Genomic DNA, 18629 nt, shown 5'->3' on the forward strand with positions numbered 1-18629 from the left:
TTAAAATGCCAAGTTTTTACAAACTTTGCTTTAAATTAACAGAGGAAAACATGAAACACACCATCCTTGCCGCCGTAATCGGCGCATTCGTTGCCCACCAAGCCCTTGCCGAAACCCTGCCTATGCCCGTGGAAAAACTGGGCGAGGTGCAGGGCGTGCCGTTTTACAAAGGCTATGGCTCGTCCATTGATGCCGACCCGCAAAACCCCAAACGCTTCTACGGCCTAACCGACCGCGGCCCCAATGCCGACGGCGGCGAGCATATCAAAATCTTCCTGCAACCGAGCTTCACCCCCAGCATCGGGCATTTTGAAATCCAAGCCAACGGCACGATTAAAAAACTGCGCGATATTCCGCTGAAAGATAAAAACGGCAAACTGCTCACCGGCCTGCCCAACCCAGAAGGTTACGGCACTTCCACCGAAACCGTGGTGGATGCCAACAAGCAGCCCTTGCAGCGCGACATCACCGGCATCGACAGCGAAGGGCTGGCGGTGATGCGCGACGGCACCTTCTGGGTGTCGGACGAATACGGCCCGCACATCGTGCATTTTGACCGCAACGGCATCGAGCTGGAACGCATGAGCCCGCGCGGCGTGAAAACCACAGGCCGCCGCCTGCCCGCCGTGCTCGGCCATCTGCGCCCCAACCGCGGCATGGAAGGGCTGACCACCACGCCGAGCAACCGCGTGCTGGTGGGCATCATGCAGTCCGCGCTGCACAACCCCAGCAAAAAAGATATGAAAAACAAATCGGTAACGCGCATTTTGTCGTTTGATTTGGCAACCGGCAAAACCAAGCAATACCTGTATCAGCAGGGCGGCGATTATTGGAAAAACTCCGAAATCCGTGCGATTGACGAGCACCGCTTTTTGGTGGACGAGCACAACGACAAAAACGTGAAACACGTTTACCTGATTGATTTGAACGGCGCAACCGATGTTTCCGACCCTGCCGACAGCGAAAACGGCTTGAAAGTGAACGGTAAAGCCATCGAAGAAAACACGTGGGAAGAACTTGCCGCGGCGGGTATCAAGCCCGTGCGCAAAACGCTGGTAAGCGACGTGAAAAAAGACGTGGATTTCCAATCGTCCAAATTTGAAGGCATGTGGGTCGCCGACGGCGGCAAAACGCTGTGGATTATCAACGACGACGATTTCGGCATTGATTCCAAAGACGAACAAACCATCGTGCCCAAACGCCTGCCCAACGGCGAAACCGATGCCACGCGCCTGTACCGCATTCCGTTGAACATCAAATAAGCACAATAAGCACGAAACAAAGGCAGCCTGAAAACCTGTGCGCAAGGTTTTCAGGCTGCCTTTTTGTGCACGCTAAATAAATGGTAAAACAGCTTTCATTGCTCCCACAGCCAATCTTCTTCAATAATCGGCTCGGCTTTCCATTGGGCGTTAGACGTTTCGCGCACGGGGCGAAAACCGAATTGGGCGTATAAGGCACGGGCAGCGGCTAGTTCTTGTACGGTGCTTAATACAACGCGCTTAATGCCTTGGCTGTGCACAAAATCCATCAACGCCACCATCAGTTTTTTGCCCAAACCCAAACCCTGATAACGGCTATCCAGCACAAACCAGCGCAGCTGCCATTCGTCCGCATCCTTTTGCACAAGACTGACCGTGCCAACCCGCTGCCCGTTTACCTTGGCAATCCAAATTTTGCCTTGGCAGCCGTTTCGCACAAATTCAGACAGCGCATCAAGCACATAAGGCTGCAAATCTGCTCTCCAACCCATTTGCGCATACACGCGGCAATGCAAATCGGCGATAAACCCGACATCGCGCCAATCGCCTGCCACAATTTCAACGTCGTTATTCTGCGTGTAAAGGCGTTCAAATTGGTTTGCCGCTTCTGCCAACAAGCCGATTTGCGCTTCGGAAAACGCCTGCAATTCTTGCAGTAACATCGCGTCTGTTTGCTCCAGTTGCGCCATAAAAGCCGCTTTACCCTGCTCGGTTAAAACCAATTCAAATGCCCGTTTGTCCTGTTCGCTGGGTAATTTTTGAATCAAACCCGCGTGTTCCAATTTCTTTAAAACCACACTTAACTGCCCTTTGTTTAGCGATAAAGTCTGGCTGATTTGTTGGGCAGTTATATGGGAATTTTGCTGGATTTCGGTGAGTACGTTGGCTTCGGTCATCGTCAGCGCTTCGTTGTAAAACGTGCCGGCAAAACGCGCCAATAAATTGGCATAAAAACGGTTAAAACGGCGGAATGGTGTGAGAAATTTAGAATGTTGCATTATTTGACCTTATTTGGTTTATAAATTAAACCAAATAATAAACGGGCATCTTGTCTTTGTCAAACAGGTTTACAAATTAAACCACTTTAAATAAAGGCAGCCTGAAAAACTAAAGCAGCCTGAAACCCCGTTCACAGGATTTCAGGCTGCCTTTTCTTGCGCGATTAGCTACGGCTACGCTTCGCCGCTGCCGTTTTGTTCAACTGCATCAACCGCATCAAGCGCTTCCGTTTCATCAGCATCATCCGCATCATCGCTTTCCACCACGGGTTCAATGCTCACCAGCGTGGTGCCCTCGTCTAAGTTAATCAGCTTCACGCCCGCGGCGGTGCGTCCTGTTTCGCGCACTTGCTCCACTTTGGTGCGAATCAGCACGCCGCCCGATGTAATCAGCATCAAATCGTCGTTGGGCGACACCAGCGTTGCCGCCACCAAATCGCCGTTGCGCTCGCCCGTGTTGATGGCGATGTTGCCCTGCCCGCCTTTGCCCTTGCGCGGATAGTCGTCAATCGGCGTGCGTTTGCCGTAGCCGTTGGCGGTGGCGGTTAAAACTTGCAAGCCGCAGTTTTTTTGCGCCACCAATAGGCTCACGATGCGCCCGTTTTCAGGCAGCCTCATGCCGCGCAAGCCGCCCGAACCGCGCCCGCTGGGGCGCACGCCGTTGCCCGATTTGGGCGCGGCGGTTTCGTTGTCGGCATCGTTTTCAGGCTGCATCTCGGCTTCCAACTCGCTGTCGTCTTCATCTGCGGCATCGGCTTTGCCCGCCCAATATTCGTTAAAACGCAAGGCTTTGCCGAGGTTGGAGAACAGCATAATGTCGTCCGCGCCGCTGGTTTTCACCGCGCCAATCAAGCTGTCGCCTTCTTTGAGCGCGATGGCTTTAATGCCTTTGCTGCTCACATTTTTAAACGCAGAAAGCTGCACTTTTTTCACCATGCCCAGCGCGGTGGCGAAGAACACATATTCGTTTTCGGGGAACTCGCGCACGGGCAAAATGGCGGAAACTTTTTCGTTTTCGTCGAGCTGAATCACGTTGTTAATCGGGCGACCGCGCGAATTGCGCCCGCCTTCGGGCAGGCGATACACCTTAATCCAATGGCAGCGACCCAGATTGGTGAAGCACATCAGATAATCGTGCGTGTTGGCGATAAACAGTGTTTCAATAAAGTCTTCGTCTTTGGTGGCAGCCGCTTGTTTACCGCGCCCGCCGCGCCGTTGCGCTTGGTAGTCGCTGGTGGGCTGGGTTTTGATGTAGCCGCCGTGGGTGAGCGTTACCACCATGTCGCGCGGCGGAATCAAATCTTCGTCGGCAATGTCGCCGCCGCCGAAGGCGTTGATTTCGCTGCGCCGCTCGTCGCCAAACTGGCTTTTCATTTCCACCAATTCGTCTTCAATGATTTGGCGCACGCGCTCGGGTTTTGCCAAAATGTCTAACAAATCCACAATAATCGCCATCAATTCTTTGTATTCTTTAACGATTTCGTCTTGGTCTAGCCCTGTTAGGTTGCGCAGGCTCATGCGCAAAATGGCACGCGCTTGCTCATCGGACAGCCAATAGCCATCGGCTTGCAGCCCACGGTTTTCAGGCAGCCATTCGGGGCGGGCTTGGGTTAAATCCAAATCGCTGCGGCCGAGCATTTCGCTTACCAAGCTGGATTGCCAAGCGCGGCCTAACAAGGCTTCGCGCGCGGCTTCCACATCAGACGAAGCCTTAATCAGCGCAATCATTTCGTCAATATTAGACAGCGCAACGGCTTTGCCCTCGGCGATATGCCCTTCGGCGCGGGCTTTTTTCAGGCGAAACAGCGTGCGGCGTGTTACCACTTCGCGGCGGTGGCGCAAAAATTCGCTCAAAATCTGTTTCAAGTTCAGCAGGCGCGGCTGCCCATCCACCAGCGCCACCATGTTGATGCCGAAGGTGTCTTGCAGCTGGGTGAGTTTGTAGAGTTGGTTGAGGATGACTTCGGCGTTTTCGTTGCGTTTGAGCTCAATCACGATGCGCGTGCCGTCTTTATCCGATTCGTCGCGCAGTTCGGCGATGCCTTCAATGGTTTTCTCGCGCACCAGCTCGCCAATTTTTTCCACCAGCTTGGCTTTGTTTACTTGATACGGAATTTCATCAACGATGATGGCTTCGCGCTCGCCGCTTTTGCCGATGGGTTCAAGATGCGTTTTGGCGCGAATCACCACGCGCCCGCGCCCTGTTTGATAGCCCGCGCGCACGCCTGTTAAGCCGTAGATGGTGGCGCCTGTGGGAAAATCGGGTGCTTTGATGATGTCTATTAACTCGTTGATGTCGGCTTCGGGCTGGTGCAGCAAGTGTAGGCAGGCGGAAATGGTGTCGCTGAGGTTATGCGGCGGGATGTTGGTTGCCATGCCCACGGCGATGCCTTCCGAACCGTTTACCAGCAGCGCGGGAAAGCGGGTGGGCAATACCAGCGGTTCCTGCTCGCTGCCGTCGTAGTTGTCGCCAAAATTAACGGTTTCTTCTTCAATATCCGCCAGCATTTCGTGGGCGATTTTTGCCATGCGGATTTCGGTGTAACGCATAGCGGCGGCGGCATCGCCATCTACTGAGCCGAAGTTGCCTTGTCCATCCACCAGCATATAGCGTAGCGAAAAGGGTTGCGCCATGCGCACGATGGTTTGATACACGGCGGAATCACCATGCGGGTGGTATTTACCAATCACATCGCCGACCACGCGGGCGGATTTTTTATACGCGCTGTTCCAGTTGTTTTTGAGTTCGTGCATGGCAAACAGCACGCGGCGGTGCACGGGCTTCAAGCCGTCGCGCACATCGGGCAGCGCGCGCCCAACAATCACGGACATGGCGTAATCCAAATAGGATTTTTTCATTTCGTCTTCTAGGCTGACGGCGATGGTTTCTTTGGCAAATTGATGGTCGTTTGAGTGGGTCATGTGAGGGTTTTGATGGGGTCAAAAAGGAGGCAATTTTACCATAAAATGCGGGGGTTAGGCTGGTTGCAAACAGGGGCTTGGCGGGGTTGGGGATGCATTAAGGCAGCCTGAAAACGGGCGAAGCGAGTTTCAGCGAAGCTAAAACGCATCTCAAAATGTTTTTCAGGCTGCCTTGGGTGCGGGCGGGTTAATTTAAGGTTTTCGGCGGTTCGTCGATGTCCAGCTTGAAGTAAATTTGTTTTTCGCCGCTGGCTTGGTCGGTGAGTTCCAGCATGTCGGGTTTGCCGTCCCACCGCAGTAGACGCGCTTTGGAGGTAATTGTTTTGCCGATTTTGGATGGGTCTTGTTTGAATGGAGCATCGTTTTCGGAGGTGGCAAAATCGGTAATGCGCTGGGTGAATGTTTGCGTTTTTTCGTTAAATTGCCATGTGAATTGTTGTCTGATGGTTAGGCGGCTTTGGGTTTTTCTGATGCTGAGAGCAGCAACATTTGTACCTGTGTGGTTTTTGTCAATTATGCTTGTGTGTAACGATATGCCTTCATCTGTTTCGGTGTAAATCAACCATTCGTCAATCAGGTTTTTGGCTTTGAGATGTTTGACAGGTTGCAACTTGCTGTTTGGGATTTGCTGCAACTTGTTTTGGCTTCGCTGAAACTCATCCCATACGTTTTCAGGCTGCCCTTGGGGATGGGTTTGGGCGGCGGCCGGTTTGGCGGTTTTGGGCGCGGCGAGGGTTGGGACAGCGAGGACGAGCGATGCGGCAAGCAGGGCGGTGGTTAGGATGGGGCGGGGCATGATATTTCCTTGTGGATTGAGGCAGCCTGAAAACGGTATTTCTTGTTTTCAGGCTGCCTTTGGTGTGGGCGGGTTGGTTTAGGGCTTTAAGATTTCGCGCAGTTTGTTGAGGTCCTGCTTGAAGTAGCTTTGTTTTTCGCCGTTGGCTTGGTCGGTGAGTTCCAGCATATCGGGTTTGCCGTCCCACAGCAGCATACGTGCTTTGGCGGTGCTGGTTTTGCCGATTTGGGATTTGTCTTGTTGGGAGGGTTCGTTGTCGCGTGTGCTGGCAAAATCGGTGATGCGTTGGGTGAAGGTTTGCGTTTTTTCGTTAAATTGCCATGTGAATTGTTGTCTGATTTTCAGGCTGCTTTTGGGGTTGTTTGTTGTGAGAATCATCAAGTCTGTACCCGTGCCGTCTTGGCTCATTATCGTCATATTGAGCATTGAGCCTTCGTCTATTGTAACGCCTTGACCCCATACGCCGATAAGGTCTTCGGTTTGGATGTGTTGGGCGAGTTGCATGGGGCTGTCGTTTTGGCTACGCCGAAATTCGCTGCGCTCATTTTCAGGCTGCCTTTGGGCTTGGGTTTCTGCTTTGGTTGGCTTGGCGGCTTTGGGTGCGGCGAGGGCGGGGGCAGCAAGGGCGAGTGATGCGGTAAGCAGGGCGGCGGTTAGGATGGGGCGGGTCATAAGGTTTCCTTGTGGGTTTTGTCGATTGAGGCAGCCTGAAAACGGTATTTCTTGTTTTTAGGCTGCCTTGGGCTGGAATTTATTCTAACCAAGTTACCACGTCTTCCATCGGTTTGCGTGCTTTGGGGGCGATGTCTTGGGCGCGGTAGCCGAAGGTGGCAGCAACGGACACGCCCCATTCGGCGGGGTCAAACGCGCCTGTTGCGGCAAGGGTGCGGTTCATCTCGTCGTAGTTGAAGCCTTCGATGGGGCAGCTGTCGATGCCGATGAGGGCGGCGCCGGTCATCATGTTGGCAAGGGCGATGTAGGTTTGCTTGCCGCACCAGTCAAACAGGGTGCGCTCGCTGTCTAGCAGGTGGGCATCGTCGGCTTGGAAGCTGCGGTATTTGGCGAGGGTTTTGCCGATGGCTTCGGGGTCGGTGATGCCGCGGCGTTTGATGCCGTCCAGCATAAAGGGGCTGTCGTAGCGGGCGTTTTTCTTGGCGAGGATAACGACGATGTGGCTGGCGGTGTCCAGCGTGGCGGCCATGCCCCATGCGAAGGGTTTGAGTTTTTGCCGCAGCTCGGGGTTTTGCACGACGAGGAATCGCCATGGTTCGCTGCCGACGGAGCTGGGGGAGAGGCGGGCGAGTTCTAGGATGTAGTTGAAATCTTCGGTGCTGATTTTGCGGCTGGGGTCGTAGTGGCGGCAGGATTTGCGGTATTGGTAGGCGGGGAGGATTTGGGCGGGGGTGAAGAATGTTGTCATGGCGGTTTCCTTTGGGTGGGTTGAAAAGGGGATTATAGTGATTTTCAACCTTCGCTGCGCTACGGTATACCCCTTTATACCCAAATCAAAGATTTGGACAAAGGGGTAAGGCTGCCTTTGGGGGGAGGCAGCCTGAAACCGTGGCAAGATAAATGGGTGGGTATTTGTTGGGCATCAATGCCCGAGCCACGGCACTTTGCCGCGCACCATTTCAGGCTGCCGCACCGTTTTCAGGCTGCCTCTGCGTTTATTTGCGTTAAAATGGGCGCGGTTTTTGTTAAACAGTAAACAGGATATGGCGATGGATTCGCGCGATTTTTCGCTGCGCTTGGGCGTGGCGTTGTTGCTGACCGGGCTGCTGGCGGGCTTGGTGGGGATTGGTTTCACCCATTTGCTGCACGCAGTGCAGCAGCTGGTGTTTCATGGCGGCTGGGCGCAGGGCGGGCATGCGTCGTTTCGGGAGTTGGTGCAGCAGGCTTCGGCGGGGTGGCGGTTTGCGGCGTTGCTGGCGTGTGGCGCAGTGGTGGGGGTGTGTTGGACGCTGTTGCAACGCTATGGCGCGCCGTTGATGGAGGTGAAAACGGCGGTAAAGCAGCCTGAAAAGGATATGCCGGTGAAAACAACGGCGTGCCATGCGATTTTGCAGATTATCACGGTGGGCATGGGCTCGCCTTTGGGGCGGGAGGTGGCGCCGCGCGAGATGAGTGTGGCGTTGGCGACGCCGCTTTCAGGCTGCCTCAAATTGTCGCCCGCGCAAAAGAGTGTGGTGCTGGCGTGCGCTTCGGGGGCGGGCTTGGCGGCGGTGTATAACGTGCCGTTGGCGGCGACGGTGTTTGTGTTGGAAACGCTGCTGGCAGCTTGGTCGGTGCCGATGGTGCTGGCGGCGTTGTTGGCTTGCGGCGTGGCGGTGTTGGTGGTGCGCGTGGGGCTGGGCGATACGGTGCAATACGCGCATTTGCCGAATTTGGAAAACGTGGCGTTTGATGCGAGCTTTTTGGCTTGGGCGGCGGTGTGCGGCGTGTTGATTGCGCTGGGCGTGAATGCGTTTGCGTGGAGCAACGGCAAGCTGCCGAAGCTGAACAAGGCGAGTTGGAAGATGCTGCCGATTGCGCTGCTGTCGTTTGCGGCGATTGGGGCGATGGGGATGTGGCAGCCTGAAATCTTGGGCAACGGCAAGGCGGGCAATCAGTTGAGTTTTGCCGATGCGCTCACTTGGCAAACGGCGCTGGCGCTGCTGGCAACCAAATGGGCGGCGGTGTTGTTGGCAACGGTGGCGGGGGCGTATGGCGGGCGGATTACGCCGTCGATGATGCTGGGCGGGATGATTGCCTTTGCCAGCGCGGTGGCTTGGAATGCGGCGTTGCCGCCCGTTTCGGCGGGGGCAGCGGCGTTTGTGGGCGCAACGGTGTTTTTGGGCTTGGCGCAGAATATGCGGCTGACGGCGATTGTGTTTATGCTGGAATTGTCGCGGTTGAGCACGGCGTTTTGGCTGCCCGTGTGCGTGTGCATGGGCGTGGCGATGGCGGTGCAGATGGGGTGGGCGCGGCGCAAGGCGGGGTGAACGGGGATGAAAGGCAGCCTGAAAACGGGATTTGGCGTTTTCAGGCTGCCTTTTGCGTTTGGGGCTATCCGTCCTGATACCTTTGCGAAACCGGCAGCCGATGGAACGCCGGCGGTTCGCCGATATTGTTCAACCCATAAAACCCTGTCAAACCCGCATTGGGCAACGAGCCCTTGCCGCTCCGTTTTGGATTTCAGGCTGCCTTGTTGCGGGTGGGCTTGTTGCCAAACTGTTTACCGCGCCGCAATCGCGCTTATCCGATGTTCAACGGGCAAGCCGACCGGCTTTCCCCGCAACGGCACGCCGTTTTCAGGCTGCCTTCTCATTCCCTATCCCAAAAATCAATCCTGCCAGCCGCCGCCTAACGCCTGATACAGCCGCAGCAGATTCTCCCCCTCTGCCAGCCTTGCCCGCACTAACGCCTCTTGCGCTTGGCTGGCGTTGATTTCGGCGGTGAGCGCTTGGTCTAGCGTCAATTTGCCCAGCTCAAACAGGCGGCGTGATTGGCGGGCTTGGCGGCTGCTTTGCGCGGTGGCATCGGCGGCGCGGGCGCGTTGGTCAAACAAGCCGCGTTGCAGATGGTAGCTGCTGTCCACTTCCGCCAGCGCGGTGAGCACGGTGTTGTCGTATTGCGCGGCGGCGGCTTGCACGCGCGCATCGGCGGCGGCGATGTTGGCACGGATGCGCCCCGCGGTGAACAGCGGCACGGTTACGCCCGCGCTGAGCAGCCCGCCTGTGCTTTTGGCGACAGACGACAAATTGCTGTCCAGCCCGATGCGCCCGTTGCTCCATGCAAACTGGATGTCAAAGCGCGGCAGCCTGTCCATTTTTGCGCTGGCGAGCTTGGCGGTGGCGGCGCGGGCTTGGCGTTCGGCAGCGCGCACATCGGGGCGACGCGTGAGCACATCTAACGGCGTTGCCCCTTGCGGCGCGGCGGGCAAGTTTGCCAAGATGTTCGCTCCGCTTGCAGGCAGCCTGAAACCCTGCGGCACTTGCCCCGTGAGCACGGCAATGCTGCGAACGTGCGCCGCGCGTTGCGCATCCAGCGTGGCGGTTTCGGCTTGCGCGGCGGCAAGCTGCGCCTCCACTTGGCGCACTTCATACGCGCTCACATGCCCCGCCTTAAACCGCGCCTGCACATAGCGCAACAGGTTTTTCAGGCTGCCTATGCGCTGCGCAGCCTGCACCTGCCGCGCTTCCAATGCCCGCGCGTTTAAATAATGCTGCGCCGTTTCCGCTGCCAACATCAGCTGCGCGCCGTGCCAACGCTCCGCCTCGCCCAACGCCACTTGCCGCGCCGCTTCGGCATCGCTTTTCTTTTGCCCAAAAATATCGGGCGACCACGATGCCGACAACGCCGCGCGGCGCAGGTTCACATTATCAAAATCCGCCTGCCCCAGCTGCGGGTTGATGCTGCCCGCCGCTTGGCGCACGCCATTGGGCAGCGGGTTATCCTGCTTGCCCGTGGCATATAAATTCGCCCCCGCGCCGATTTGTGGGCGGCGGGCGGCATCCGCCAAATCCGCCTGCGCCTGCGCCGCCTGCATGGTTGCCTGCGCCGCCGCCAGATTGCGGTTTTCGCGCAAAGTTTGTTCCACCAAATCGCGCAGCACGGGGTCTTGCCATGTTGTCCACCAGCGCGAAAGGTTGTTTTCAGGCTGCCCTATTGCGCCTGCTTGTGTGCCCGTTTGCTCAAATGACGGCGGCACCGCCACGCGGCTGGGCACATCGGTGTTTACGGCGCAGGCGGCAAGCGCAAGCGGGATGATGAGGGCGAGGAGTTTGGTTGGGGTGTGCATGGTTTTTGCCTTTTGGGGTTGGGAGGATTGGAAAGGGACGCGCGGTGTAGGCAGCCTGAAAATGGGTTTTTCCTTTTTCAGGCTGCCTAAAACGCTACCGCGTGCGGTTAAGCTGGGATTGGCAAACAAAATGAAAGCTCACTTTGGCAAGCGCGTAAAACGTTGCCCACATCGCCGCCATGCGCCACAGCAGCCACCAAGCGGTCGGCGCAAACCAGAATACGGCGATTGCCGCGCCGTAAGATACTGCCAACAGCAATGCGCGGGCGGCAACATAAGCCCAAATTTTGTCGCGGCTGTCTTCATACAAGCCGATAAATACGCCGAATGTGCTGGCGAATAGGGTAAACAGGGCGATTAGTGTGGTCATCATCAAAGGCAGCCTGAAAACAACGAACCGAGTAAAATTAAAACTATCTATCCCATCCACAAGGACATCCCCATGAACGCCAAAACTCTCGCCCAACAAGCCCTGCGCATCAGCCAAACAGGCAAACTGCCCTTGCCCGATGGCGGCTGCTTGGATTTTTCCGCCGAGCAGCAAGCCGCGCAACGCCACACCGTGCTATACCGCCCCAGCGAGCTAGCCCATTGGCGCGAAACCCTAAGGCAGCCTGAAACGGAACGAAACCACCGCGCCACGCAAATCAGCGTAACCCCCGAAAGCACGCAGCAAGCCGCCTATCGCTTGATGGTAAAAGAAGGCTTGGGTGATGTGGTGCTGCTCAATTTTGCCTCCGCCAAAAACGCAGGCGGCGGCTTTTTAAACGGCGCCAAAGCGCAGGAAGAAGACCTGTGCCGCAGCTCGGGACTGTATCTGTGCCAACTGGAACAGCCCGATTACTACGCCGCCAACCGAGCCGAAAAATCCATGCTCTACACCGACCACATTATCTATTCGCCGCGCGTGCCATTTTTTCGCGTGTCGGGCGATGGGCTGCTGAACGAATGCTTTTATCCTTCGGTGATTACCGCGCCCGCGCCCAATGCAGGCGTGTTTTTGCAGCGCGAACCGCACGGCGCAGCAGCGTTGGCGCAAACGTTGCAGCGGCGGGCGGATTATGTGTTGGCGGTTGCCAAAGACCAAGCGCAGAAAAATTTGGTGCTGGGCGCGTGGGGCTGCGGCGTGTTCCGCAATCCGCCCGAGCAAGTTGCCGCCGCCTTCGCGCAAAGCCTGAGGCAGCCTGAATTTGCCGATTGCTTTGAACGCATTGTGTTCGCCATTTACGACCGCAGCCCGGGTAAAGCCGTGTTGCAAGCGTTTACCGCGCAGTTTCAGGCTGCCTGACAGTTTTAGTCTGCCTGAAAGCACCCGCCATCCAGCGCCAGCGCATTGCCCCAAGCGGTAACCGCCTGCAACACGGGAATCGCCGTGCGCCCCAATTCGGTGAGCGCGTATTCGGTTTTCAGCGGCGGTTTGGTGCCGTATTGCGTGCGCGAAACCAGCCCGTCCCGCTCCAATTCTTTCAGCTGGCGGCTCAACACCGCCTCGGTGGCAAACACCAGATGCGCGTGCAATTCGCCAAAGCGTTTTGCCCCGTCTTGCAGGTGATACAGCACCACCGCCTTCCATTTGCCGCCGATTAAATCCATCGCCAGGCTCACCGTGCAAGCATAGCGTTTGCCGTTTGCTTCCAAGCACGCTGCCGTGCATTCCGTTTTCATTTTTTTTTGCACCTATTCAAAAGGATAGCTCTTGCCTTTGCCGTTTTGCGCCGCCACAATCCGCGTTTTTCCAGCAAGGAGCAAACATGGCACTCATCATTCTCGCCCACCCCAACTACGCCCAATCCGTTGCCAACCGAGCCGTTATCAACGGCTTGCAAGGCAGCGGCTTGGATTTGGAAATCCGCCCCATCGCCGAGCTGTATTCCAATTTTCAAATTGATGTCGCCGCCGAGCAGCAAGCTTTGCTGCGCCATCAAACCATCGTGTTCCAATATCCGTTTTATTGGTACAACATGCCCGCCATTTTGAAGCAATGGTTTGACTGCGTGTTCACCTACGGCTTTGCCTATGGCAGCACGGGCAGCCAGCTCAAAGGCAAAAATTTTGTCGCCAGCTTTACCGTGGGCGCGCCCGAGCGCGAATACCACACGCTGGGCGAGCATCATTTTCCCGTGGCGGAATTTTGCAAAAACCTTGCCCAAACCGCGTATTACGCGCAGATGAATTTTGTGCCGCCGTTTTGGTTTCACGGCACATCGCCCGCGTTATACAGCGCCGACGAAATCCAAGCCAAAGCGCGCGGGCAGGCGGCGCAACTGGCGGCGAAGTTGCAAGCCTTGGAAGCGGCATAAAGGCAGACTGAAAACGGGTTTATGCCGGTTTGATTGCCGCCTGCGGTTTTCAGGCTGCCTATTGTTTCTTTGTGGGCAATACTGCTTTCGTTTTTTGGCTATTTATTTGCATCATCCGAAAAAATACAATGCCGCCACATTTAATATTCAACGGAGCAAACAGCATGAACACCGCCTTATTCCTCGGGCATGGCAGCCCGATGAACGTGTTGCGCGACAACGCGTACAACCGCGCCTTCCGCCAAATGGGCGAGCGCCTGCCCGCGCCGCGTGCCATTTTGTGCGTGTCTGCGCATGGTTACGGCAACGGCACATGGGTGAGCAGCAGCCCGCGCCCCAAGCTGATTTACGATTTCTACGGCTTCCCCGATGCGCTGTATCAACAGCAATACCCCGTTTCAGGCTGCCCCGAGCTGGCGGAGGAAGTGTGCCGCCTGTTGCCCCACGCCCAGCTAGACCCCGATATGGGGCTAGACCACGGCGTGTGGACGGTGCTGAAACCCACGTTTCCCAACGCCGATATTCCCGTGGTGCAGCTAAGTTTGGACGCATCGCTTAGCAGTGCGGAACACTTTGAACAAGCCAAACGCCTGCGCCCGCTGCGCGAACAAGGCGTGCTGATTGTGGGCAGCGGCAACATCGTGCACAACCTGCGCGCCTACCGCCCCGACGCGCCGCCGCACAAATGGGCGCAAGCGTTTCGGCAAAACATCAACGATGCGTTGCAGCAAGGCGAGTTTGACCGCATTGCCGATTATTTAAACCAATGGGGCGATGTCGCGGGGCTGTCTGCGCCCACGCCCGAGCATTTTTTGCCGCTGCTGTATGTGCTGGCGCAGCACGATGATGGGCAGGCGGTGGTATTGTTTAACGATGAAATCGTCGGTGGCGCATTGAGCATGACTTCCGTGCGGGTGAATTAGGCGCGGCGGCGAAGCGAAATGCAACAGCCGGCATCAAGCAGAGGGCGTATTTTTCAATGCGCCCTTTTTTTGCGCCGCGCGGTTTGATTTCAGATTGAGGCAGCCTGAAAACGGGAGGGCATCGTTTCAAGCTGCCGCAACGCGCGTTTGCCCGCCTTAGCCCTGTTTTTCCAACATCTTGCGAAACCGCACCAGCGCCAGCCCCAAAAACACCGCCCCCGACACCGACAACGCCAAAAGCTGCACCCACACCGTTTCCAGCCCCGCGCCGCGAAACATCACCGATTGCGCGAAGCGGGCAAACTGCGTGCTAGGCCAATATTCGCTCACCCGCTGCGCCATTTCGGGCATATTGGCGCGCGGCGAAGTGCTGCCTGAAAACATCATAAAAACAATGTAAGTGGGCACCATCAGCAAGCTGTATTGCGGCATGGTGGGTGCAATCGTTGCCAGCATCACCGACAACGAAGCCACCGAAAACATAAACAGCACCACGCCCAGCGCATACAGCGCAAACGACCCCGCCAAATGCGCCCCAATCGCGCCGCCCACCACAAACTTCATGCTCAACACCGCCGCCGCGCTTACCACCAAGCCGTTTGCCAAGATTTTGGCGGCAACGATTTCGGTGGCGGTTACCGGCATCACCAGCAAGTGTTCCATCGTGCCGTGCTCGCGCTCGCGTATCACCGCCGCGCCCACCAACACCAATGTAATCAACATAATATTGTTGCCCGCCATCGCCGCGCCCATAAACCAGCTGCTTTGGTTGTTCGGGTTGTATTGCAGGTTCACCGCCGCGCGCACGGGCATGGCTTGGCTGATTTGCTGTTTCACGCCCATGAACTCTTGGATTTCGCGGCTGAAAATCTGCGTGATATAGCCCGAGCCCATGCCCGCCTGTGTCATCGCGGTGGCATCCACCAAAAGCTGCGCTTCGGGCGCACGCCCGGCCAACACGTCGCGCTGGAAGTTCGGCGGAAATTCCAACACAAAAGTCAGCTCACTTTTATCCAGCATCTCTTGCGTGTCGTTGGGATTAACGTAAACGGGCTTGGCAAACTGCGGCGGCAACAGCGCGGCAACAATTTGGCGCGTGAGCGGGCTGCGGTCGTAGTCCACGATGCCGATGTTGGCGTTTCTCACATCGGATGTGGCGTTGGTGGCGGTGTTGTACACCATCGTGCTGAACATCATCACGATGAGCACCACCAGCACCGTGTCGCCAAACAGGCTGCGCAGTTCTTTGGCGGAAAGGGAAAGGATGTTTTTTAAGGTTCGCATATCGGGTGCTTTCTTGGGGTAGAGGCAGCCTGAAAATGAATCAGCGCGTTTTCAGGCTGCCTTTGCGTTACTTCTCTTGCTTTTGCAAACTCAAACACGCCAGCGTTAAAAACACGGCGGCAAACATCGCCAGCATGGCGTATTCCCTGCCCAAATCCCACACGCCCAAGCCTTTGGTGAAGCCGCCGATGGACACGCGCTGATACCACGACGCGGGAAAGCTCACGCCAATCACATACGCGCCGCCGCTCATGGTGGAGACGGGATACATCAGGCCCGAAAAGTTGGAAGCAATGGTTACGCTGCCGATGGCAGAGATGAAAAACGCCGCCGTTTGCGATTTGGTGAACGCCGAAACCAGCAGCCCGAACGCCGTTGCCGCCGCAACGTGCAGCAGCGTGCCGATAAACAATGCCAGCAGCGAGCCTTTGAGCGGCACGCCAAACCAAAACACAATCATCAGCGAGAGCGACACAAAATTAAACACGCCCATCGCCAAATAAGGCAACTGCTTGCCAATCAGATACTGCGGCACGCTGGCGGGGCTGGCGTATAAATTGGCGATGGAGCCGATTTCGCGTTCGCGCACCACCGAAAGCGCGGTCATAATCGCGGGAATCATGGTCAGCACCATCATCAGTACATTGGGCACAATCGCGTTCATGCTTTTAAAGTCTTGATTGTAAAGAAAGCGCGGCACGATGGCGGCGGCTTTGGGCAAATCCATACCGCGCGCTTTGAGCGTGTCCAAGTTATACCGCTGCACCATGCTTTGCGCGTAGGCTTGGATGTTGCTGGCGTTGAACGGAATGGTGCCGTCTATATAAAACCCGATTTCAGGCTGCCGTCCCTGTGCCAAGCTGCGCCCGAAATCGGGCGGCACATCAATCACCAGCACCACTTGGTTGCTTTTCAAGCGCGCTTCCGCCTCTTGCAGGGAATACACGGGCGGCTGCTCTTTGAAATACGGCGAGCCGCGGAAATACTCAACCATGTGGCGGCTGGCTGCCGATTGGTCGCGGTCTAACACGGAAAATTTCAGGTTCGCCACGTCAAACGAAATCGCCCAGCCCACGGCGGCGAGCATAATCGCCGGGCCGAGCGCGGCGAAAAACAGGCGGATTTTGTCGCGCAGCAATTCTTTGGTTTCGCGGCGGGCAAAGGTGAGCACGGTGGCAAACCAGTAGGATACGGAATGGGGCATGATAAGGTCTCAATCGCAATAAGGCAGCCTGAAATCACGGTTTGCGCGTTTTCAGGCTGCCAAATTATAGGGGCTGGCTGGACGGGTGTCCAATTTCGGCTTGGCGCGGGGCTGAGCGGAGCATCCGATTTCAGGCTGCCTCGGGGATGGTTTGCCCCAAAGCGCACCCATGCAAACCTATCTTTACAAAAACCACGTTATGCCATAACATCTAGCCCGCATTTTTGCAGCAAAATAACAAAGGAAAAAAGAGTATGAGCAAAACACTATTGGCTGCGCTGTTGTGCGCGGCTTCGCTATCCGCCCACGCGCATCGGGTTTGGGTGTCCACCAATCACACGCATGGTGGCGAGATTTTGAAAGCGGAATTGGGCTATGGCGAGTTCCCCGAGTTTGAGCCGATTGCCAAAGAGCGACTGGATATTTTTAAGCCGTTGCAACTGGTTACGCCGCAGGGCAAGCAAAATTTGGTGCAAAAGGGTTTGCACAATTATCAATACGAAAGCGCGAAGCCTGTGAAAGACGGCAGCTTTTTGGTGTTGGCGGAATATTTGCCGACATTTTGGTCAAAAAACGCGGCGGGCTGGAAGCGGCAAAATATGACGCAAATGCCCGATGCCACTTACTGCGAGCAAACGCGGATGTATGGCAAGAATATTGTGAATGTGGGGCATGAAAGCGCGGATACGGCGGTGATTACACGCCCTGTGGGGCAGATGTTGGAGATTGTGCCGCTGGATAATCCTGCTAATGTGCAGGTGGGCGAGCGGTTTAAGGTGAAAGTGTTGCTCAACGGCGAGCCGCTGCCCAATGCCACGCTCACGGCAACGTTTGACGGCTTTGACACCAGCGATAGAGGTAAAACGCACAAGGTGGAAGCGCAGGCGTTTTCCGACACCACGGGCGATGACGGCACGGTGGCGATTATTCCGCTGCGGCAGGGCTTTTGGAAAGCCAGCGTGGAGCATAAGGCGGATTTTGCCGACCAAAAAGTGTGCCAAAAACAGGCGAATTACACCACGCTCACCTTCCAAATCGGGCACGCGCATCATTAGGATGATGGGACAGAAAGGCAGCCTGAAAACGGGATTTCGTTTTCAGGCTGCCTTTTATTGGGCTTTAACGGTGTGCCAATCTGCGTTTCAGGCTGCCTCACCCCTCATATTTCGTGCTGTGCGACAGCTCCTCCCACGCCGCCATTTCCGCCGCCACTTTGCCCATTTTGCGCTCCATCGCCGCGAAGCTGTCCGCGCCCAGATAGATGCGTTTGGGCGGGTTGTCCGCCGCGGCGAGGGCAATCAGCGCGCGGGTGGCTTTTTCGGGGTCGCCGCTTTGGTTTTGGTTCAGGCGGCGGTAGGCGTTTTCGTAGTCGCGCACGCCGGCGTAGTCCACAATCGGGTGCTCGGGGAAACGCGCCGAGCCGCCGAGGAAGGATGTCCGCAGCCCGCCGGGGCAGACGGCGGTGGCGCGCACGTTGAAGTCGCGCCCTTCCTCGTCCACCGCTTCGGTGAGTATGATGACGGCGGCTTTGCTGGCGCTGTAAATCGCCTGCCCGGGGTCGGTAACGCTGCCTGAAATGGATGAATATTGAGAAAACGTCCGCTTTTTTGCGCGCGGTAAACGGGCATCACGGCGCGGATTACGTTCATCATGCCGAACACGTTGATGTCAAAATTGGCGCGGATTTCGGCGTCGGTGAGCTCTTCAATCGCGCCGACAAGGATGTAGCCTGCGTTGTTCACAGTAACGTCGATGCGGCCGAAACGTTCGGTGATGGCGGCGATGCCGCGGTTGATGTCGGCTTCGTCGGTGAGCGCCATGGTGAGTGCGAGCAGGTTTTCGCTGCCGCCGACGGCTGCGGCGAGCTTGTCGGCATTGCGCGTGGTGGCGGCGACGCGGTGCCCTGCGGCGAGCAGCTGCCTAACGAGGGCGAGCCCGAGCCCGCCGGATGCGCCGGTTACGAGCCAGACTTAGGGTTGGGCTGGGTTTTGCATAGGGATTCCTTTCGGAGTTGGGGTTGAAAAAAGGGTTTCAGGCTGCCTTGCAGAGGGCATCCGAGGCAGCCTGAAAAGCAGAATGTGTTTTTTCAGGCTGCCTTTTCATTCTTTCAAAAAACCGTATTCGTACACCAGTTTCGTAGGTCGGGCATTTATGCCCGAC

16 protein-coding genes and 1 pseudogene are annotated in these 18629 nt (G+C 56.5%); 6 read left to right on the forward strand and 11 right to left on the reverse strand.

The window, feature by feature from the left end; genetic code table 11:
- The first annotated feature begins 50 nt into the window (after nucleotides 1-50).
- Nucleotides 51-1262: an esterase-like activity of phytase family protein gene (locus H3L93_RS00125; protein WP_040558016.1), complete on the forward strand. Its 1212-nt coding sequence runs from the start codon at nucleotides 51-53 to the stop codon at nucleotides 1260-1262.
- Between the two features lie 95 nt (nucleotides 1263-1357).
- On the opposite strand, the gene H3L93_RS00130 is transcribed toward H3L93_RS00125, so the two are convergent.
- The 5 genes from H3L93_RS00130 to H3L93_RS00150 all read right to left on the reverse strand — a co-directional run bounded on the left by H3L93_RS00130 (nucleotide 1358) and on the right by H3L93_RS00150 (nucleotide 7398).
- Entirely contained in the window at nucleotides 1358-2260 is a 903-nt protein-coding gene (locus tag H3L93_RS00130; protein WP_003793172.1) for a bifunctional helix-turn-helix transcriptional regulator/GNAT family N-acetyltransferase, read from the reverse strand.
- A 174-nt stretch (nucleotides 2261-2434) separates the two neighbouring features.
- Nucleotides 2435-5182 (reverse strand): DNA gyrase subunit A, encoded by a 2748-nt coding sequence (gyrA, locus tag H3L93_RS00135; RefSeq protein ID WP_003793175.1) that lies wholly within the window; start codon nucleotides 5180-5182, stop codon nucleotides 2435-2437.
- A gap of 187 nt (nucleotides 5183-5369) precedes the next feature.
- The gene (locus tag H3L93_RS00140) at nucleotides 5370-5978 is read right to left on the reverse strand and encodes a hypothetical protein (protein WP_003793177.1); all 609 of its coding nucleotides are present in this window, start codon (nucleotides 5976-5978) and stop codon (nucleotides 5370-5372) included.
- Between the two features lie 78 nt (nucleotides 5979-6056).
- The gene (locus H3L93_RS00145; protein ID WP_003793179.1) at nucleotides 6057-6650 is read right to left on the reverse strand and encodes a hypothetical protein; all 594 of its coding nucleotides are present in this window, start codon (nucleotides 6648-6650) and stop codon (nucleotides 6057-6059) included.
- Between the two features lie 79 nt (nucleotides 6651-6729).
- Nucleotides 6730-7398 carry an NAD(P)H-dependent oxidoreductase gene (locus H3L93_RS00150; protein ID WP_040558018.1) on the reverse strand — a complete coding sequence of 223 codons (669 nt, stop codon included), beginning with the start codon at nucleotides 7396-7398 and terminating at the stop codon, nucleotides 6730-6732.
- Nucleotides 7399-7594: 196 nt separating this feature from the next.
- Between H3L93_RS00150 and H3L93_RS00155 the strand changes: the two genes are divergently transcribed.
- Nucleotides 7595-8959: a chloride channel protein gene (locus H3L93_RS00155; RefSeq protein ID WP_246313984.1), complete on the forward strand. Its 1365-nt coding sequence runs from the start codon at nucleotides 7595-7597 to the stop codon at nucleotides 8957-8959.
- Nucleotides 8960-9300: 341 nt separating this feature from the next.
- Here the strand turns inward: H3L93_RS00155 and H3L93_RS00160 are convergent, their stop codons facing one another.
- Complete coding sequence (locus tag H3L93_RS00160; RefSeq protein WP_003793190.1) at nucleotides 9301-10758, reverse strand: efflux transporter outer membrane subunit; 1458 nt, start codon at nucleotides 10756-10758, stop codon at nucleotides 9301-9303.
- Nucleotides 10759-10852: 94 nt separating this feature from the next.
- Nucleotides 10853-11131 carry a hypothetical protein gene (locus H3L93_RS00165; RefSeq protein WP_040558023.1) on the reverse strand — a complete coding sequence of 93 codons (279 nt, stop codon included), beginning with the start codon at nucleotides 11129-11131 and terminating at the stop codon, nucleotides 10853-10855.
- A gap of 69 nt (nucleotides 11132-11200) precedes the next feature.
- Between H3L93_RS00165 and H3L93_RS00170 the strand changes: the two genes are divergently transcribed.
- Complete coding sequence (locus H3L93_RS00170; protein WP_040558024.1) at nucleotides 11201-12046, forward strand: TIGR02452 family protein; 846 nt, start codon at nucleotides 11201-11203, stop codon at nucleotides 12044-12046.
- A 5-nt stretch (nucleotides 12047-12051) separates the two neighbouring features.
- Here H3L93_RS00170 and H3L93_RS00175 read toward each other — a convergent pair whose 3' ends face one another.
- Nucleotides 12052-12423 (reverse strand): winged helix-turn-helix transcriptional regulator, encoded by a 372-nt coding sequence (locus H3L93_RS00175; protein WP_003793196.1) that lies wholly within the window; start codon nucleotides 12421-12423, stop codon nucleotides 12052-12054.
- An 86-nt stretch (nucleotides 12424-12509) separates the two neighbouring features.
- On the opposite strand from H3L93_RS00175, the gene H3L93_RS00180 reads away from it, so the two are divergent.
- The gene (locus tag H3L93_RS00180) at nucleotides 12510-13058 is read left to right on the forward strand and encodes an NAD(P)H-dependent oxidoreductase (protein WP_003793198.1); all 549 of its coding nucleotides are present in this window, start codon (nucleotides 12510-12512) and stop codon (nucleotides 13056-13058) included.
- 164 nt (nucleotides 13059-13222) lie between these two features.
- Nucleotides 13223-13981, forward strand: coding sequence for a 4,5-DOPA-extradiol-dioxygenase (gene ygiD / locus H3L93_RS00185; protein WP_003793201.1), 759 nt, complete (start codon nucleotides 13223-13225; stop codon nucleotides 13979-13981).
- Between the two features lie 156 nt (nucleotides 13982-14137).
- Here the strand turns inward: ygiD and H3L93_RS00190 are convergent, their stop codons facing one another.
- Both H3L93_RS00190 and H3L93_RS00195 read right to left on the reverse strand, forming a co-directional pair.
- Nucleotides 14138-15265: an ABC transporter permease gene (locus tag H3L93_RS00190; protein WP_003793202.1), complete on the reverse strand. Its 1128-nt coding sequence runs from the start codon at nucleotides 15263-15265 to the stop codon at nucleotides 14138-14140.
- A gap of 67 nt (nucleotides 15266-15332) precedes the next feature.
- Nucleotides 15333-16469: an ABC transporter permease gene (locus H3L93_RS00195; RefSeq protein WP_003793204.1), complete on the reverse strand. Its 1137-nt coding sequence runs from the start codon at nucleotides 16467-16469 to the stop codon at nucleotides 15333-15335.
- Between the two features lie 254 nt (nucleotides 16470-16723).
- Between H3L93_RS00195 and H3L93_RS00200 the strand changes: the two genes are divergently transcribed.
- Nucleotides 16724-17524, forward strand: coding sequence for a DUF4198 domain-containing protein (locus tag H3L93_RS00200; protein WP_003793209.1), 801 nt, complete (start codon nucleotides 16724-16726; stop codon nucleotides 17522-17524).
- 97 nt (nucleotides 17525-17621) lie between these two features.
- On the opposite strand, the pseudogene H3L93_RS13430 reads toward H3L93_RS00200, so the two are convergent.
- Nucleotides 17622-18385, reverse strand: a pseudogene (locus H3L93_RS13430) (SDR family NAD(P)-dependent oxidoreductase).
- Between the last annotated feature and the right edge of the window lie 244 nt (nucleotides 18386-18629).

The sequence above is a fragment of the Kingella oralis genome (genome assembly GCF_014054985.1).
Taxonomy (GTDB): Bacteria; Pseudomonadota; Gammaproteobacteria; order Burkholderiales; family Neisseriaceae; genus Kingella_B; species Kingella_B oralis.

Bases quoted from the DNA above. Each gene is read 5' to 3' on its own strand.
- H3L93_RS00125 (WP_040558016.1), top strand. From the start codon at position 51: ATGAAACACACCATCCTTGCCGCCGTAATCGGCGCATTCGTTGCCCAC.
- H3L93_RS00130 (WP_003793172.1), bottom strand. From the start codon at position 2,260: ATGCAACATTCTAAATTTCTCACACCATTCCGCCGTTTTAACCGTTTT.
- gyrA (WP_003793175.1), bottom strand. From the start codon at position 5,182: ATGACCCACTCAAACGACCATCAATTTGCCAAAGAAACCATCGCCGTC.
- H3L93_RS00140 (WP_003793177.1), bottom strand. From the start codon at position 5,978: ATGCCCCGCCCCATCCTAACCACCGCCCTGCTTGCCGCATCGCTCGTC.
- H3L93_RS00145 (WP_003793179.1), bottom strand. From the start codon at position 6,650: ATGACCCGCCCCATCCTAACCGCCGCCCTGCTTACCGCATCACTCGCC.
- H3L93_RS00150 (WP_040558018.1), bottom strand. From the start codon at position 7,398: ATGACAACATTCTTCACCCCCGCCCAAATCCTCCCCGCCTACCAATAC.
- H3L93_RS00160 (WP_003793190.1), bottom strand. From the start codon at position 10,758: ATGCACACCCCAACCAAACTCCTCGCCCTCATCATCCCGCTTGCGCTT.
- H3L93_RS00165 (WP_040558023.1), bottom strand. From the start codon at position 11,131: ATGATGACCACACTAATCGCCCTGTTTACCCTATTCGCCAGCACATTC.
- H3L93_RS00170 (WP_040558024.1), top strand. From the start codon at position 11,201: ATGAACGCCAAAACTCTCGCCCAACAAGCCCTGCGCATCAGCCAAACA.
- H3L93_RS00175 (WP_003793196.1), bottom strand. From the start codon at position 12,423: ATGAAAACGGAATGCACGGCAGCGTGCTTGGAAGCAAACGGCAAACGC.
- H3L93_RS00180 (WP_003793198.1), top strand. From the start codon at position 12,510: ATGGCACTCATCATTCTCGCCCACCCCAACTACGCCCAATCCGTTGCC.
- ygiD (WP_003793201.1), top strand. From the start codon at position 13,223: ATGAACACCGCCTTATTCCTCGGGCATGGCAGCCCGATGAACGTGTTG.
- H3L93_RS00190 (WP_003793202.1), bottom strand. From the start codon at position 15,265: ATGCGAACCTTAAAAAACATCCTTTCCCTTTCCGCCAAAGAACTGCGC.
- H3L93_RS00195 (WP_003793204.1), bottom strand. From the start codon at position 16,469: ATGCCCCATTCCGTATCCTACTGGTTTGCCACCGTGCTCACCTTTGCC.
- H3L93_RS00200 (WP_003793209.1), top strand. From the start codon at position 16,724: ATGAGCAAAACACTATTGGCTGCGCTGTTGTGCGCGGCTTCGCTATCC.